A 13,786-nucleotide genomic window follows, 5' to 3' on the forward strand; every position below is an offset into this window, starting at 1 on the left:
TGGGCTCACGGCGCCGGGTACGAACCCAGCACCTTCAGGTAGGCAACCTGCGCCTGCAACGTGGCAAGCGCGCGCTGAACGTTCGGATCATTACGATGACCCAGGACGTCTACGTAAAAATAATATTCCCACTGGCCGGTGCGCGCGGGGCGCGACTCGAAGCGGGTCATCGACACGCCGTTGTCCGCCAGGGGCGCCAGCATTTCGTAGACGGCGCCGGCGCGGTTGGGCACGGCCAGGATCAGGCTGGTCTTGTCCTTGCCGCTGACCAGCGGCTGGATATTGCCGATGGCCAAGAACCGGGTGCGGTTGTGCGGATCGTCCTGAATGCCGGCCGCGATGACTTGAAGATTCCAGGCGGGCGCGGCCACTTCACCGGCAATCGCCGCGATGGTCGGGTCGCCCGCCGAGGCGCGCGCCGCTTCGGAGTTGCTGGACGCGGCAACCCGTTCCACATCGGGATAGTTGCGTGTCAGCCAACCCTGGCACTGCGCCAGCGCTTGCGGGTGCGCGGAAATGGTCTTGATGCCGTCCATGGTGCCCGACTGCGACATCAGGCAATGGCGGATCACCAGCGAGCGCTCGCCCAGGATCGTCAGCGGCGTATTGAGCAGCAGATCCAGGCTGCGGTTGACGGCGCCCTCGGTGGAGTTTTCCACCGGCACCATGCCCACATCGGCCTGCCCGCCCTCGACGGCGCGAAACACCTCGTCAAACGACGCGCAAGGCAGCTTCTGAACGGCGTGCCCAAAATGCTCCAGCGCCGCCTGCTCGGAAAACGAACCTTGCGGGCCCAGGTAGGCAACTGTCATGCCGCGTTCCAGGCCTCGGCAGGCCGAGATGATTTCGGTCCAGACCGACGCCACGCCCGCATTCGGAAACGGGCCGGGGTTGATCTGCTGCAAGCGGCGGATGACTTCGGCCTCCCGCTCGGGGCGCAGCACCGGGCCATCGGCTTGTGCGGCGTGCTTGGCTTCGCCGACTTCCAGTGCGGCGCGGGCGCGCTGCGACAGCAGGTCGAGGATCTGCGCGTCCAGCGCATCGATGCGTTCGCGCAAGGGGCGCAACTTGCGTTGCAGGTCTTCATCCATAGCGGCGCTCGAATTCCTTCAGGTACTCGACCAACGCTTCAACCCCCGCAAGAGGTACGGCGTTGTAGATGGACGCGCGCATGCCGCCCACGCTCTTGTGACCCTTCAGTTGGGTCAGCCCCGCCGCATCGGCGCCTTGCAGGAAGGTGTCGTTGAGCGATTCGTCGCGCAGCACAAACGGCACGTTCATGCGCGAACGCACGGGCGCGTGAATGGGATTGCGGTAGAACCCACTGCTGTCCAGGTAGCCGTACAGCAGATCGGCCTTGGCCTTGTTGGCGGCTTCCATGCCCGCCACGCCGCCGTTGGCCTTGACCCACTTGAACACCAGGCCCGCGACATAGATCGCGAAGGTAGGCGGTGTGTTGTAGCGCGAATGTTCGGCGGCCACGTTGGCGTAGTCGAACGCCGACGGGCAGATGGGCAAGGCGTGGCCGACCAGGTCGCGGCGGGCGATGACCATGGTCACGCCTGCCGGGCCTGCGTTTTTCTGCGCGCCGGCATACACCATGCCGCAGCGCGTGATGTCCATGGGCCGGGACAGGAAATGCGACGACGCATCCACCACCAGCGGCACATCGGGCGCGCCCAGCGCGGCGGTGTCGGGCCAGTCCATGAACTCGACGCCGCCAATCGTTTCGTTGCTGCAAAGATGCAGGTAGGCCGATTCCTGGCGCACGTTCCAGGTGTCGACCGGCGGCACCCAGGTCAACGGCGCCTGCTCGCGGCCATCCAGCTGGATGGCTTGCTCGCTGCTGGCCGCCACGTGGGTGCTGCCGTAGCGAGCCGCTTCCTTGTACGAACGCTTGGACCAATGGCCCGTCACGACGAAGTCGGCGGCCGGCGTGCCGCGGCGCCCCATGAGATTCATGGGAACGATGGCGTTCTCCCCGGAACCCCCGCCTTGCATGAACATGACCGCGTAATCAGCGGGCAAGCCCAGCAGATCGCGCAAATCGGATTCGGCTTCGTCGCAGATCTGCACGAAGTGCTTGCCGCGATGGGACATTTCCATCACCGACATGCCACTGCCATGCCAATCCAGCATCTCAGCTGCTGCTTGCTGCAATACCACCTCGGGCAAGGCCGAGGGGCCTGCCGAGAAGTTCCAGGGGCGGGCCATTATTGCTCCGTAGGTTCCGTCGAATCCGTCGAGTCCGCTGCGCCGTTGCTATCGTCGCCGCCTTCCGCCTGACCGTCTTCGGCCTGGACGTCGTCGTCCAGTTCGCCGTCGTCGTCCGCGTCGCTTTCCACAACACGACGCACGCCGGACAGCGTGCTGCCGTCGTCAACGTTGATCAGCGTGACGCCCTGCGTAGCGCGGCCCATTTCGCGGATTTCCGCGACACGGGTACGCACCAGCACGCCGCCGGTGGTGATCAACATGATTTCGTCGGTCGGGTTGACCAGCACCGCGCCCACCACCTTGCCGTTACGCGAGGTGGTCTGAATGGCGATCATGCCCTTGGTGCCACGGCCGTGGCGGGTGTATTCGCCGATCGGGGTGCGCTTGCCGTAACCGTTTTCGGTTGCGGTCAGCACGGTCTGCGTTTCGTCGCCGGCCACCAGCAGCGCGATGACGGTCTGCGTTTCTTCCAGCATCATGCCGCGCACGCCGCGGGCGTTGCGGCCCATCGGACGGACGTCGTTTTCGTCAAAGCGCACGGCCTTGCCCGAATCCGAGAACAGCATGACGTCGTGCTTGCCGTCCGTGAGGTCGGCGCCGATGAGGTAGTCGCCGTCGTCAAGGTCCACGGCAATGATGCCGGCCTTGCGCGGGTTGGAGAAGTCGGACAGCGGGGTCTTCTTGACCGTACCGCGCGAGGTCGCCATGAAGACGTAGTGATCTTCGCTGAATTCCTTGACCGGCAGCACCACCGTGACCTTCTCGCCATCAGCCAGCGGGAACATGTTGACGATCGGCTTGCCGCGCGAGTTGCGCGTGCCTTGCGGCACTTCCCAGACCTTCAGCCAGTACACACGGCCACGGTTCGAGAAGCACAGGAGGTAATCGTGCGTGTTCGCGATGAACAGCTGGTCGATCCAGTCGTTTTCCTTCATCGCCGTGGCTTGCTTGCCGCGTCCACCGCGCTTTTGCGAACGGTATTCGGACAGCGGCTGGCTCTTGATGTAGCCACCGTGCGACAGGGTCACGACCATGTCGGTCGGCGTGATCAGGTCTTCGGTGTCGAGCTCGGTCGCATTCAGTTCGATTTCCGAACGGCGCGAATCCTTCGTGTTCGTCGAGAATTCGGCCTTGATGGCCTGAAGCTCGTCGCTGATGATGGTCGTGATGCGCTCGGGGCGTGCGAGGATGTCGAGCAGGTCGGCGATGGTGGACATGATGTCCTTGTATTCGCCAACGATCTTGTCCTGCTCAAGCCCGGTCAGGCGTTGCAGGCGCATGTTCAGGATTTCCTGAGCCTGCGTGTCGCTCAGACGGTACAGGCCGTCGCCTTGAAGACCGAACTCGTCGCCCAGGTCATCCGGACGGAAGGCCGCGCGGCCTCCCGGCGTGTCGCCATCGGCGCGCGAGAGCATGTCGCGAACCAGCGACGAATCCCACGATTTGGCCATCAATTCCTGGCGCGCGACGGGAGGCGTCGGCGCGGCCTTGATGATCGTGATGAAGTCGTCGATGTTTGCCAGCGCAACGGCCAGGCCTTCCAGCACGTGGCCGCGTTCGCGAGCCTTGCGCAACTGGAACACCGTGCGGCGCGTGACCACTTCGCGGCGATGCTGCAGGAAGTAGTCGATCATCTGCTTCAGGTTGAGCAGGCGCGGCTGGCCATCGACCAGTGCCACCAGGTTCATCCCGAAGGTGTCTTGCAACTGCGTATTCTTGTACAGGTTGTTCAGCACAACCTCGGGCACTTCACCGCGCTTGAGCTCGATGACCAGGCGCATGCCGTCCTTGTCGGACTCGTCGCGAATATCGGAGATGCCTTCGATCTTCTTGTCGTTGACGAGTTCGGCGATACGTTCCTGCAGCGTCTTTTTGTTGACCTGGTAGGGGATGGCGTCGATGACGATGGCTTGGCGATTGCCCTTTTCCATGTCTTCGAAGTGCGTCTTGGCGCGCATGATGACGCGACCGCGACCCGTGCGATAACCCTCGCGAACGCCGGACATGCCGTAAATGATGCCGCCCGTGGGGAAGTCCGGCGCCGGGATGATCTCGATGAGTTCATCGACCGTGCAGGCCGGATTGCGCAGGCAGTACAGGCAGCCGTCGACCACTTCCTGCAAGTTGTGCGGCGGGATATTGGTGGCCATGCCCACGGCAATGCCAGAGCTGCCGTTCACCAGCAGGTTGGGCAGGCGCGAAGGCAACAGCAGCGGTTCTTGTTCGCTGCCGTCATAGTTGGGGCCGAAGTCCACCGTCTCCTGGTCGATGTCGGCCAGCAGCTCGTGGGCGATCTTCGCCAGGCGGATTTCGGTGTACCGCATCGCCGCGGCGTTATCGCCGTCGATGGAGCCGAAGTTACCTTGGCCGTCCACAAGCATGTAGCGCATGGAGAAATCCTGCGCCATGCGGACGATGGTGTCGTACACGGATTGGTCACCGTGGGGGTGGTATTTACCGATTACATCCCCGACGATACGCGCCGACTTCTTGTAAGCGCGGTTCCAATCGTTGTTCAGCTCATGCATCGCGTAGAGCACGCGCCGGTGGACGGGCTTGAGCCCATCCCGCACATCCGGTAGCGCCCGCCCAACGATCACGCTCATTGCGTAATCGAGGTAACTGCGGCGCATCTCTTCTTCCAGCGAAACCGGAAGCGTCTCCTTGGCAAAGGAATCCATATATATAACGACAGAATCGTGTAAGGAGGAACCCGGGCCGGGTAAACAGGAAATTCTATCATTCGATTCCGTTCCCGTTTGCCCGGCTTGCTTGCGGTGTGCCGCAAGGCGTCGGCCCGGGTGGCCGGTCGGACAGGTCCTTGGACCGCCGGGCCACGCCCTCCGCCCCTGTTGTCAAAAACCAACATGGAAAACCGAACGAGCGCCGAAAACGCCGTATCCAGCATTAATGCGCCTCTCCAGGGAAGCCAAAGGTGCCCAAATGCCTTAAGATTGTTTCCAGCACGCAGGAAACCCAGTAGCTAATCCTTTGAACCAGCTCTTGGCGTTGCTATACTGGCCCCGTTTTCCTGATATGCGGCGGGGGTTCGCTGCGAGTCACTTATCCAGCTTCAAGCTCAACGAGGAGAAACATGAACAAACCCTCCAAATTCGCTCTGGCGCTCGCCTTCGCCGCCGTCACGGCCTCTGGTGTAGCTTCCGCGCAAACCGTGGACAACTGGCGCAACCCGTTCGGTAACGTTTGGAAAAACGGTACGAACGAACTGTGCTGGCGCGATGCTTTCTGGACCCCTGCCACCGGTATCCCCGGTTGCGACGGTGTCCCGGTTGCACAACAGAAGGCGAAGCCGGCCCCGATGGCGGCAAAGGTCGTGTTCAATGCTGACACGTTCTTCGACTTCGACAAGTCGACCCTGAAGCCCGAAGGTCGTCAGCTGCTGGATCAAGTCGCCCAGCAAGCTCGCGGTATCGAGCTGGAAACCATCATTGCTGTTGGCCACACCGATTCGATCGGTACTGACGCCTACAACCAGAAGCTGTCCGAGCGCCGCGCCGCTTCGGTCAAGACCTACCTGGTCAGCAAGGGTATCGACCCCAACCGTATCTACACGGAAGGTAAGGGCGAGTCGAACCCGATCGCTTCCAACAAGACGAAAGAGGGCCGCGCCCAAAACCGTCGCGTTGAAATCGAAATCGTGGGTAGCCGCAAGTAATTGCCGGACTAGCTACAATAAGGGGCCTCGCATAGCGAGGCCCTTTTTTTCGCCCGTCATGCACCGGCTTGGTGCCATGGCCTGCGGCTTGCCTCGCCCTTGGGCGTCAGCCGCCCCTCTATATATATAGCGTCGCCTTTCGCTGGACCTTCCCATGACCACGCAAATTCACGACTCCGACCGCCCTGCCGTCAACGCCGACCAAGCCGAACTGGACAAGTTCAGCGCCCTGGCCAGCCGCTGGTGGGATCCCGAAAGCGAGTTCAAGCCGCTGCATGCCATCAACCCGCTACGGCTGGAATGGATTCAGGAATGTGCGGGCAACCTGGCTGGCAAGAAAGTGCTGGACGTCGGTTGCGGCGGAGGCATCCTGGCTGAAGCCATGGCGCGCGGCGGCGCGGAAGTCACGGGTATCGACCTGGCGGACAAGTCCCTTAAAGTGGCTCGCTTGCATGGACTGGAATCGGGCGTAAAGGTGGAATACCGCAACGTGCCGGTTGAAGAGTTGGCTGTCGAACAGCCCGGCCAGTACGACGTGGTCACCTGCATGGAAATGCTGGAACACGTGCCGGACCCGGCGTCCATCGTGCGCGCCTGCTCAACGCTGGTCAAACCGGGCGGCTGGGTGTTCTTTTCGACACTGAATCGCAACGCCAAGGCCTTCCTCTTCGCTATCATTGGCGCCGAATATGTTCTGCGACTGCTGCCGCGTGGCACGCACAGCTACGACCAGTTCATCAAGCCCAGCGAACTGTCCGCCGCCGCCCGCGCTGCCCAGCTTGAGCCGGTCAGCATGCGTGGCATGGAATACAACCCGATTACGCAGATCTACTCGCTGTCGTCCGACACCTCGGTCAACTACCTGATGGCTACCCGCAAATGAGCGCCCTGATCCTGTTTGATTTCGACGGCACCCTGGCCGACACCGCCCCCGACCTAGCCGCCGCCGCCAACCAGCAGCGCACGCGTCGCGGTTTGGAGCCCATGCCGTATGAAGCCTTGCGTCCGGTTGCGTCGCAAGGCGCGCGTGGCCTGCTTCGGGTGGCGCTGGACCTGGCGCCCGGCGATCCAAATTACGAGCCGACCCGCCTCCAGTTCCTGGAAGACTACGCGGCCAGCTCCACGGTGCACAGCAAGCTGTTTCCCGGCATCGAGCAATTGCTGGCGAATATTCGCGAACGCGGCCTGTCGTGGGGCATCGTCACCAATAAAGTGACGTATCTGACGCTGCCCATCGTCGAGTTCCTGGATCTGACCCGCGACAGCGCCGTGCTGGTCTGCGGCGACACCACCGCCCACGCCAAGCCGCACCCGCTGCCCCTGCAACATGCGGCTCGTGAAGCCGGGTTTGCCACGGACCGCTGCGTCTACGTGGGCGACGACCTTCGCGACATTCAGGCGGCGCACGCCGCAGGCATGCCCGCCGTGGCAGCCGCGTACGGGTACGTGGGCGAAGACGACGACATCATCAGCTGGCAGGCCGAAACCTGCGCCAATACCCCGGAAGAGCTCTGGGCCGCCATCCAACCGTTGCTGCCCGGCGACGTGCGCTGAAGCGGGCTGGTGGCGGACCCAGGGTCCGCCGCCTTTCACGACCGGCCTCACTCGACCGGCCTCACTCGATCGGCCTGTCCCAATCGGCCTGTCCCAATCGGCGTCCCCCAATCGGCCTGTCCCGGCCGGCCTGTCCCCATCGGCCTCTCCCTTCAGCCTCTCCCTTCAGCCTCTCCCTTCAGCCTCTCCCCTCAGCCTGCCTGATTCATCCCCCTTACGCGCCGCCTCCCGGTCGCCCTGCTCGCGCTGATCATCCCAAGCGTCCCGTCCGGCCCGGGGCTGCGCTGGTATTAGCGCTGGTATTAGTTGATCGGTGCGAACAATCTTTCCGCGCGTGCCTGCTTTATCCCGATTTCGAACTCCCTTAAAGTGTGAACCATCCCCGGCAATCAGGAACTTCCCGATAACCGACTCGGCCTTTGCCGGCGCAGGACTGCGGTTTTATCCGCCCCGCTTCCTTCACCGCACACGCATCACCGCACACGCTTTACCGCACACGCCCTTCCGCAGGCGGACATAGCGCCGCCAGCAGCGCGCCACGCTAATTCCGCGGCGCATACCTGACCTTTTCGACCACAACGCCCTGCCCCCGCGCGCCGCCAGTCGGCATCGCGCTAGAGGAATGCCTATGCTTTTGCCCATCCTGCTACTTTCCGCCGCCGGTTTCACCATCCTGACCACCGAATTCCTGATCGTCGGCCTCTTGCCCGGCCTGGCCCGCGATCTGGATGTGACCGTTTCACAGGCAGGCCTGCTGGTCACGCTGTTTGCTTTCACGGTTGCCGCCACGGGTCCCTTATTGACGGCCTTGATGGCCAACGTAGAGCGCAAACGCCTGTTTATCGGCGTCTTGGCGTTGTTCGGCGTGTCAAACGCCGTAGCCGCCATGGCGCCAAACATCTGGGTCATGGCCGTGGCCCGCTTCGTGCCGGCCTTGGCTTTGCCCGTATTCTGGTCGCTGGCCAGCGCCACCGCCGTTGAACTGGTGGGCCCCGCGCGTGCCGGCCGAGCCATCTCGCTGGTCGCCTTCGGTATCGTGGCGGCCACCGTGTTCGGCATCCCGATCGGCGTGCTGATATCGGACGCTTTCGGTTGGCGTGCCGCGTTCTGGGTGCTGTCTGGCGTGGCGTTCGCCAAAGCCCTGCTGCTGCTGCTGACCTTTCCCAGCACCCGTATCCGCGCCGACAGCGTCAAGCTGGTGACACAGCTACGCATCCTGCGCGACCCGATCGTGCTGGGCCATGTTGTGCTGTCGCTGCTGGTGTTTACCGGCATGTTCACGGCCTACACCTATTTGGCCGATATGCTTGAGCGGCTGGCGGGGTTCAACGGCCAGATCGTGGGCTGGACAATGATGGCGTTTGGCGCCGTGGGCTTGATCGGCAACACGCTGGGCGGCCGCATGGTGGACCGCAGCCCCCTGGGCGCAACGGCGCTGTTTTCTTCCATGATGGCGGCCGGACTGGTGTTCGTCGCGCCGGTGATGCAATCGCACGGTTTCCTTGCGGTGGCCCTGGGGCTCTGGGGTATCGCCCAGGCGGCGCTGTTCATTGTGTGCCACGTCCGGCTGATGAAGGCGGCTCCGCAGGCGCCGGCCTTTGCCGCGTCGCTGAATATTTCGGGCGCCAATATCGGCATCGGGCTGGGCGCCGTGGTGGGCGGCCATGTCATCGATAACTATGGGCTAGCGTCGTTGGGCTGGGCGGCCGCGCTGATCGTGGCGGTTTCCGTGGGTTTGGCGCTGGCGCTGATGGCGGCTTCACGCGGCCGCGCGCCCGCGGAACCTGCGTGCGCAAGCGCCGTCTAAGCCCAGTAAGACGCGGGCCAGAACCGGTGTCGCCCCCACGCCACGCCTTGTTTGGCGGGCATGTGGACAGTACAGCAGGCTATGGCATTTACCAGTACAATAGAAAGTTCTTGGGGCCGATCCGGATTCGACGTGGGTCGCGAAACAACTCAGGGCATGCCGAGCACCAGTTCGCTCGTTAAACCACTGGAAACACTACAAACGCCAACGACGAGCGTTTCGCTCTCGCCGCTTAAGCGGTGAGCCGCTGCACTGATCTGTCCTTGGGTCAGGCGGAGGAAGGCAACTTCCTAGGGGGGTAACCCTCGAACCGCAGCAGCGACATTCACAAGGAATCGGTCTGCGCTGGGGTCACACGGCTCAGATTTAAATTACGTGAATCGCTTTGGTCCGGCCTGTCGGTTGGCTAAGTCCAAAGTTAAAACTAAATAAATCGACTACGCATGTAGAACTGATTGCAGAGGGCTTGCGGACGGGGGTTCAATTCCCCCCGGCTCCACCAAATACCCTTGATGCCGGTTATTCTGATTTTCGACATTTTGATTTTCAGGAATAACGTTTTTGCCGAAGGGCACATTACTGACCGGCACTGACCGCTAGACGCAAAAAGCCGCTCGACATATCGTCGAGCGGCTTTTTCTTTTGGGATTTCCGAAACGGTTTGGCCGATCAGCCCGCCGCCTTCGTCGCTAAATGGCGGTCCAGCGCTGCACGGGCCCGCTGCGCATACGCGGGATCCGCGCGTTCATCCAGAATCTGCCCAAGGTGACGAAGCTGGCCCTCGGTAATGCCCACATTCATGCTGATGCGCATGTGCGCCTGTAACTGCGGTTCAGTGCCCGGCAGTGCCGACAGCATTGCCACCGTGGCGAGCTCCCGGCTTTGCCAATCCAGATTGTCGCGTTCAAAAATATCGCCGAACAGATGCGCACGCAGGTATTCGTTGGCGACGGGTGCGAAGTCGAACAGCGGCCCCGCCACCTCCCCGCCCGACAGCTTGGTTTGATTGGCGGTGCCCGCCGCAAGCAAGGCGTCGCCTTTCGGGATGGGACGGCTGGGTTCGGTCCCGGGTGCGTCGTTGATGCCGCGCTGCTTGCGCGCCTGCTGCACTTTCATCAACTCGCCCAGGGCGTTCAGGCTGCGCGGGAATCCGGCGTACGCGTAAAGCTGCACCAGCACTTCCTTGGCGTCGCTAAGCGTCATGCCGGCATCCAAGCCTTGATTTAAAGCGGCGTTCAGCTTGCCCAGGTCGCCGGCGGCTGCAAAAGCCGCAATCGGCACAATCGCTTGTTGACGGATAGAAAGCGTCTGGTCGGTAAGCGAAGACGCGGTTTGTGCGGGGGACATGGGTGGGGACTCCTGTGGATTCGCGGCGGACCGGGCGGTCGGGGTGGGCGGCGCGGTCGGGGTGGGCGGAGCAGCCTGGACGCCCGTGCAAGCCAGGCTCAGGCTCATCGCCAATGCGCGGCCATAACCCCGCGTAGCGGCGGATTTAGCGCGCGTTATATTGTTCATCGCTGACTTTTTCCATCCAGGTCACGTTCTTGCCTTGAGCCGTGCCGGTGACCGCAAGGTGGGTCATCGCGGTGTGGGGCGCCGCGCCGTGCCAGTGCTTGACATTGGGCGGGCACCAGACCACGTCGCCTGGGCGTATCTCCTGCACGGGGCCGCCCCATTCCTGAGTGAGGCCCACGCCCGACACCACGACCAGGCGTTGGCCCGCGGGGTGCGTATGCCAGGCGGAACGCGAACCGGGCTCGAAGGTGACCAAGCCCCCCGACGCGTTGATGTGCGCGTCGGCCGGCCAGACCGGATCCACCCGCACAGGTCCGGTGAAGTAATCCTCGGGTCCGGCCATCGAAGGCTGACTGCCCGCGCGCGTTAGCTGTTGGCTGCCTTTGGCCGGCTTGGATTCGAGCGCTTCGGCGGGGCCCGCGCCGCTCGCAGGGCCCGCGGAACCCGCGGAACCCGTGTGCAGCGCCGCCAGGCAGATGGCTGTTTTACAAAGCGTGTTCATGGATGGGTCCTGTTCTGTGTTGGAAAGGCGGCGCAATGCCGTTGCGCCGATCGCTTTTTCACACTGTATGATCCGAACCATTAGCTGAGAAGACTGCAAAATACGCACACACCGGTGTACAAAATTCACCAATGGCGAAAGAAAACCTGAACGACCTGCAAGCTTTCGTGGCCGTGGCTCGCGAACGCAGCTTTACCCGGGCGGCTGCGCAACTGGGCGTGTCGCGCTCTGCGCTCAGCCATGCCATGCTTGCCCTGGAAGCGCGCCTGGGCGTGCGCTTATTGACGCGCACCACCCGCAGCGTTTCCACCACCGAGGCCGGCAAGCGGCTGCTGGACGTGCTGGCGCCCAGGCTTGGCGAGATCGAGCAGGAACTGGCTTCGCTGAGCGCGATGCGTGACAAACCAGCCGGCACGGTGCGCATCACGGCGCACGACCACGCCATCGCCACAGTGCTTTGGCCACGGTTGGCGCCCTTGCTGAAGCAATATCCCGACATCCAGATCGAGTTCAGCGTGGATTACGCGTTCACGGATATTGCCGCGCATCGTTTTGATGCGGGCGTGCGCGTGGGCAACCGGGTGGATAAGGACATGATCGCGGTAGGCATCGCGCCCGAACTGCGCATGGCTGTAGCGGGATCTCCGGAGTATCTGGCGGGCAAGCCGCTGCCGACCACACCGCATGAGCTGACCGAGCATCGCTGCGTGAACTTGCGCCTTCCCACCCATGGCGGCTTGTATGCCTGGGATTTTGAAAAGAATGGGCAGGCTTTGAATGTCCGCGTTGATGGCCAGACCGTGTTCAACAACACCTTCCTGATGCTGCAAGCGGCGCTGGACGGTCTGGGCCTGGCGTACGTTCCGTTTGACTTGATGAAGCCGCATATCGACAGCGGCCGCCTGATCCCGGTGCTTGAGGATTGGTGGCCCCAATTTCCCGGCTACCACCTCTACTACGCCAGCCGACGCCAGATCTCGCCTGCGCTGGCGCTCGTGATCGAAGCGCTGCGTTACCGGGCCGACGACGCGCAGCCGTAGCACCGCCCCGCTGCAAATCCTTCCTAGCCAGCTCACAAAGTTGGCTTTTTTGCGTCTTAACAACGGGCCACGACACCTCGCGGTCGCCGTCCCCCCGGCGTCTCGGAATATTGCAGTTACAGACATAATCCGTCACATATTACGAATACTTTCACGACATAATGGACGCCACCACGCTCTGGGGAGGGTCATCTTGTGATGAAAGTCCTATCCATCTTTGGGACCCGTCCCGAAGCAATCAAGATGGCACCGCTGGTCACCGCGCTTGGCAAAGAGCCACAGATACAGAGCGTGGTTTGCGTGACCGGCCAGCACCGTGAGATGTTGGACCAGGTACTGGCGCTGTTTGACCTGCGCGCCCAGCACGACCTGGACGTCATGGTCCCCAATCAAACACTCAACGGCCTGTATGCGCGGCTGATCGCGAGCGTGGACAGGGTACTGGACGCGGAGCAGCCCGACTGCGTACTGGTGCACGGCGACACCAGCACCGCGTCGGCGTGTGCGCTGGCATCTTTCCACCGGCGCGTGCGCATCGGCCACGTCGAAGCCGGTTTGCGCACCGGCAATCTGGCGATGCCGTTCCCGGAAGAAATGAACCGGCGCGTCGTCGATGCGGTGGGCGATTGGTTGTTTGCCCCCACGGCGCAATCGCGCGCCAACCTGATGCGCGAAAACCTTGCCGGAAAAATCACCGTAACGGGCAACACCGTGATCGATGCCCTGGCGATGACCTGCGCCAAGCTGGACCCGGCCGGGCCGCTCGCACAAGGTCTGGACGCGCGCTACGACTGGTTGGACCCCAAGCGGCGCCTGCTGCTGGTCACCGGCCATCGACGCGAGAGTTTCGGCGGTGGCTTCAAGAACATTTGCGCGGCGCTGGCGGAACTGGCGCGCCGCAATGATTTGCAGATTGTGTACCCGGTGCATCTGAACCCGCAGGTGCGCAATGTGGTCATGACGGACCTGGCCGGGCTGTCGCATGTCCATCTGATCGATCCCCTGGATTACCTGGATTTCGTGCGGTTCATGCAGCGCGCCCATCTCATCCTGACGGATTCGGGTGGCGTGCAGGAAGAGGCGCCCTATCTGGGCAAGCCGGTCCTGGTGATGCGTGACGTGACCGAGCGCCCCGAGGCCGTGGAAGCCGGCACGGTGGCCCTGGTGGGCACCGACACGCGGCGGATCGTGACCCAGGTCAACCGGCTGCTGGACGACGCCGACCAGCACGCCTCGTTCTCACGGCGCATCAACCCCTACGGCGACGGCCGCGCCAGCCAGCGCATCGTGGACGCGCTATGCGGGCGGGAGGTTTCCGAGTTCGATCCGTACCGGGACGCCAACGCGCCCTCATCCTGACGTCACGCCCCCCGCCCCGATCAATAGCCCCGATCAATAGCCCCGATCAATAGCCCTGAACAGAAGCCCGATCAGCCATCCCGAGCCGTTGCCTTGATCGGCCCGACCTTATTCGC

11 protein-coding genes and 1 other RNA gene are annotated in these 13,786 nt (G+C 63.0%); 7 read left to right on the plus strand and 5 right to left on the minus strand.

All coding sequences use genetic code 11. The annotated features are described in order from the left end of the window. Positions 1–5: 5 nt before the first annotated feature. From pheA to gyrA, 3 genes are read right to left on the minus strand one after another with little or no spacing between them, the layout of a single operon-like run. A complete protein-coding gene (gene pheA / locus AC0Z35_RS15115; protein ID WP_046802723.1) occupies positions 6–1,091 on the minus strand; it encodes a prephenate dehydratase in 1,086 nt (361 codons plus the stop codon). Beyond that, positions 1,084–2,214 (minus strand): 3-phosphoserine/phosphohydroxythreonine transaminase, encoded by a 1,131-nt coding sequence (gene serC / locus AC0Z35_RS15120; RefSeq protein WP_485132375.1) that lies wholly within the window; start codon positions 2,212–2,214, stop codon positions 1,084–1,086. Before serC ends, pheA begins: the two co-directional genes overlap by 8 nt. Beyond that, on the minus strand, positions 2,214–4,898 hold the full coding sequence (gene gyrA, locus AC0Z35_RS15125; RefSeq protein WP_104143133.1) for a DNA gyrase subunit A: 2,685 nt from the start codon (positions 4,896–4,898) through the stop codon (positions 2,214–2,216). Before gyrA ends, serC begins: the two co-directional genes overlap by 1 nt. A 413-nt stretch (positions 4,899–5,311) precedes the next feature. Here gyrA and ompA point away from each other — a divergent pair, with 413 nt between their 5' ends. The 5 genes from ompA (at position 5,312) to ssrA (ending at position 9,756) form a co-directional block, all read left to right on the plus strand. Next, positions 5,312–5,893: an outer membrane protein OmpA gene (gene ompA / locus AC0Z35_RS15130; RefSeq protein ID WP_006225153.1), complete on the plus strand. Its 582-nt coding sequence runs from the start codon at positions 5,312–5,314 to the stop codon at positions 5,891–5,893. 154 nt (positions 5,894–6,047) lie between these two features. Next, complete coding sequence (gene ubiG, locus AC0Z35_RS15135; RefSeq protein ID WP_046802720.1) at positions 6,048–6,776, plus strand: bifunctional 2-polyprenyl-6-hydroxyphenol methylase/3-demethylubiquinol 3-O-methyltransferase UbiG; 729 nt, start codon at positions 6,048–6,050, stop codon at positions 6,774–6,776. Beyond that, the gene (locus AC0Z35_RS15140; protein ID WP_485132374.1) at positions 6,773–7,447 is read left to right on the plus strand and encodes an HAD-IA family hydrolase; all 675 of its coding nucleotides are present in this window, start codon (positions 6,773–6,775) and stop codon (positions 7,445–7,447) included. Before ubiG ends, AC0Z35_RS15140 begins: the two co-directional genes overlap by 4 nt. Positions 7,448–8,075: 628 nt before the next feature. Further along, complete coding sequence (locus AC0Z35_RS15145; RefSeq protein WP_485132373.1) at positions 8,076–9,254, plus strand: MFS transporter; 1,179 nt, start codon at positions 8,076–8,078, stop codon at positions 9,252–9,254. 112 nt (positions 9,255–9,366) lie between these two features. Next, positions 9,367–9,756, plus strand: a transfer-messenger RNA (tmRNA) gene (ssrA, locus tag AC0Z35_RS15150). A gap of 167 nt (positions 9,757–9,923) precedes the next feature. Here the strand turns inward: ssrA and AC0Z35_RS15155 are convergent. Next, positions 9,924–10,601 (minus strand): carboxymuconolactone decarboxylase family protein, encoded by a 678-nt coding sequence (locus AC0Z35_RS15155; protein WP_046802717.1) that lies wholly within the window; start codon positions 10,599–10,601, stop codon positions 9,924–9,926. Between the two features lie 145 nt (positions 10,602–10,746). Further along, positions 10,747–11,271 (minus strand): (R)-mandelonitrile lyase, encoded by a 525-nt coding sequence (locus AC0Z35_RS15160; protein WP_046802716.1) that lies wholly within the window; start codon positions 11,269–11,271, stop codon positions 10,747–10,749. 131 nt (positions 11,272–11,402) lie between these two features. Here AC0Z35_RS15160 and AC0Z35_RS15165 point away from each other — a divergent pair, with 131 nt between their 5' ends. Both AC0Z35_RS15165 and wecB read left to right on the plus strand, forming a co-directional pair. Beyond that, positions 11,403–12,311, plus strand: a complete 909-nt coding sequence (locus tag AC0Z35_RS15165; protein ID WP_120154414.1) for a LysR family transcriptional regulator — start codon at positions 11,403–11,405, stop codon at positions 12,309–12,311. A 198-nt stretch (positions 12,312–12,509) separates the two neighbouring features. Continuing rightward, positions 12,510–13,670 carry a non-hydrolyzing UDP-N-acetylglucosamine 2-epimerase gene (gene wecB / locus AC0Z35_RS15170; protein WP_485132372.1) on the plus strand — a complete coding sequence of 387 codons (1,161 nt, stop codon included), beginning with the start codon at positions 12,510–12,512 and terminating at the stop codon, positions 13,668–13,670. The last annotated feature ends 116 nt before the right edge of the window (positions 13,671–13,786 follow it).

This window comes from Achromobacter sp. 1L-A-4-B-C2 (assembly GCF_057291955.1).

Bases quoted from the DNA above. Each gene is read 5' to 3' on its own strand.
- ompA (WP_006225153.1), top strand. From the start codon at position 5,312: ATGAACAAACCCTCCAAATTCGCTCTGGCGCTCGCCTTCGCCGCCGTC.
- AC0Z35_RS15160 (WP_046802716.1), bottom strand. From the start codon at position 11,271: ATGAACACGCTTTGTAAAACAGCCATCTGCCTGGCGGCGCTGCACACG.
- serC (WP_485132375.1), bottom strand. From the start codon at position 2,214: ATGGCCCGCCCCTGGAACTTCTCGGCAGGCCCCTCGGCCTTGCCCGAG.
- pheA (WP_046802723.1), bottom strand. From the start codon at position 1,091: ATGGATGAAGACCTGCAACGCAAGTTGCGCCCCTTGCGCGAACGCATC.
- AC0Z35_RS15140 (WP_485132374.1), top strand. From the start codon at position 6,773: ATGAGCGCCCTGATCCTGTTTGATTTCGACGGCACCCTGGCCGACACC.
- AC0Z35_RS15165 (WP_120154414.1), top strand. From the start codon at position 11,403: ATGGCGAAAGAAAACCTGAACGACCTGCAAGCTTTCGTGGCCGTGGCT.
- AC0Z35_RS15145 (WP_485132373.1), top strand. From the start codon at position 8,076: ATGCTTTTGCCCATCCTGCTACTTTCCGCCGCCGGTTTCACCATCCTG.
- ubiG (WP_046802720.1), top strand. From the start codon at position 6,048: ATGACCACGCAAATTCACGACTCCGACCGCCCTGCCGTCAACGCCGAC.
- wecB (WP_485132372.1), top strand. From the start codon at position 12,510: ATGAAAGTCCTATCCATCTTTGGGACCCGTCCCGAAGCAATCAAGATG.
- AC0Z35_RS15155 (WP_046802717.1), bottom strand. From the start codon at position 10,601: ATGTCCCCCGCACAAACCGCGTCTTCGCTTACCGACCAGACGCTTTCT.
- gyrA (WP_104143133.1), bottom strand. From the start codon at position 4,898: ATGGATTCCTTTGCCAAGGAGACGCTTCCGGTTTCGCTGGAAGAAGAG.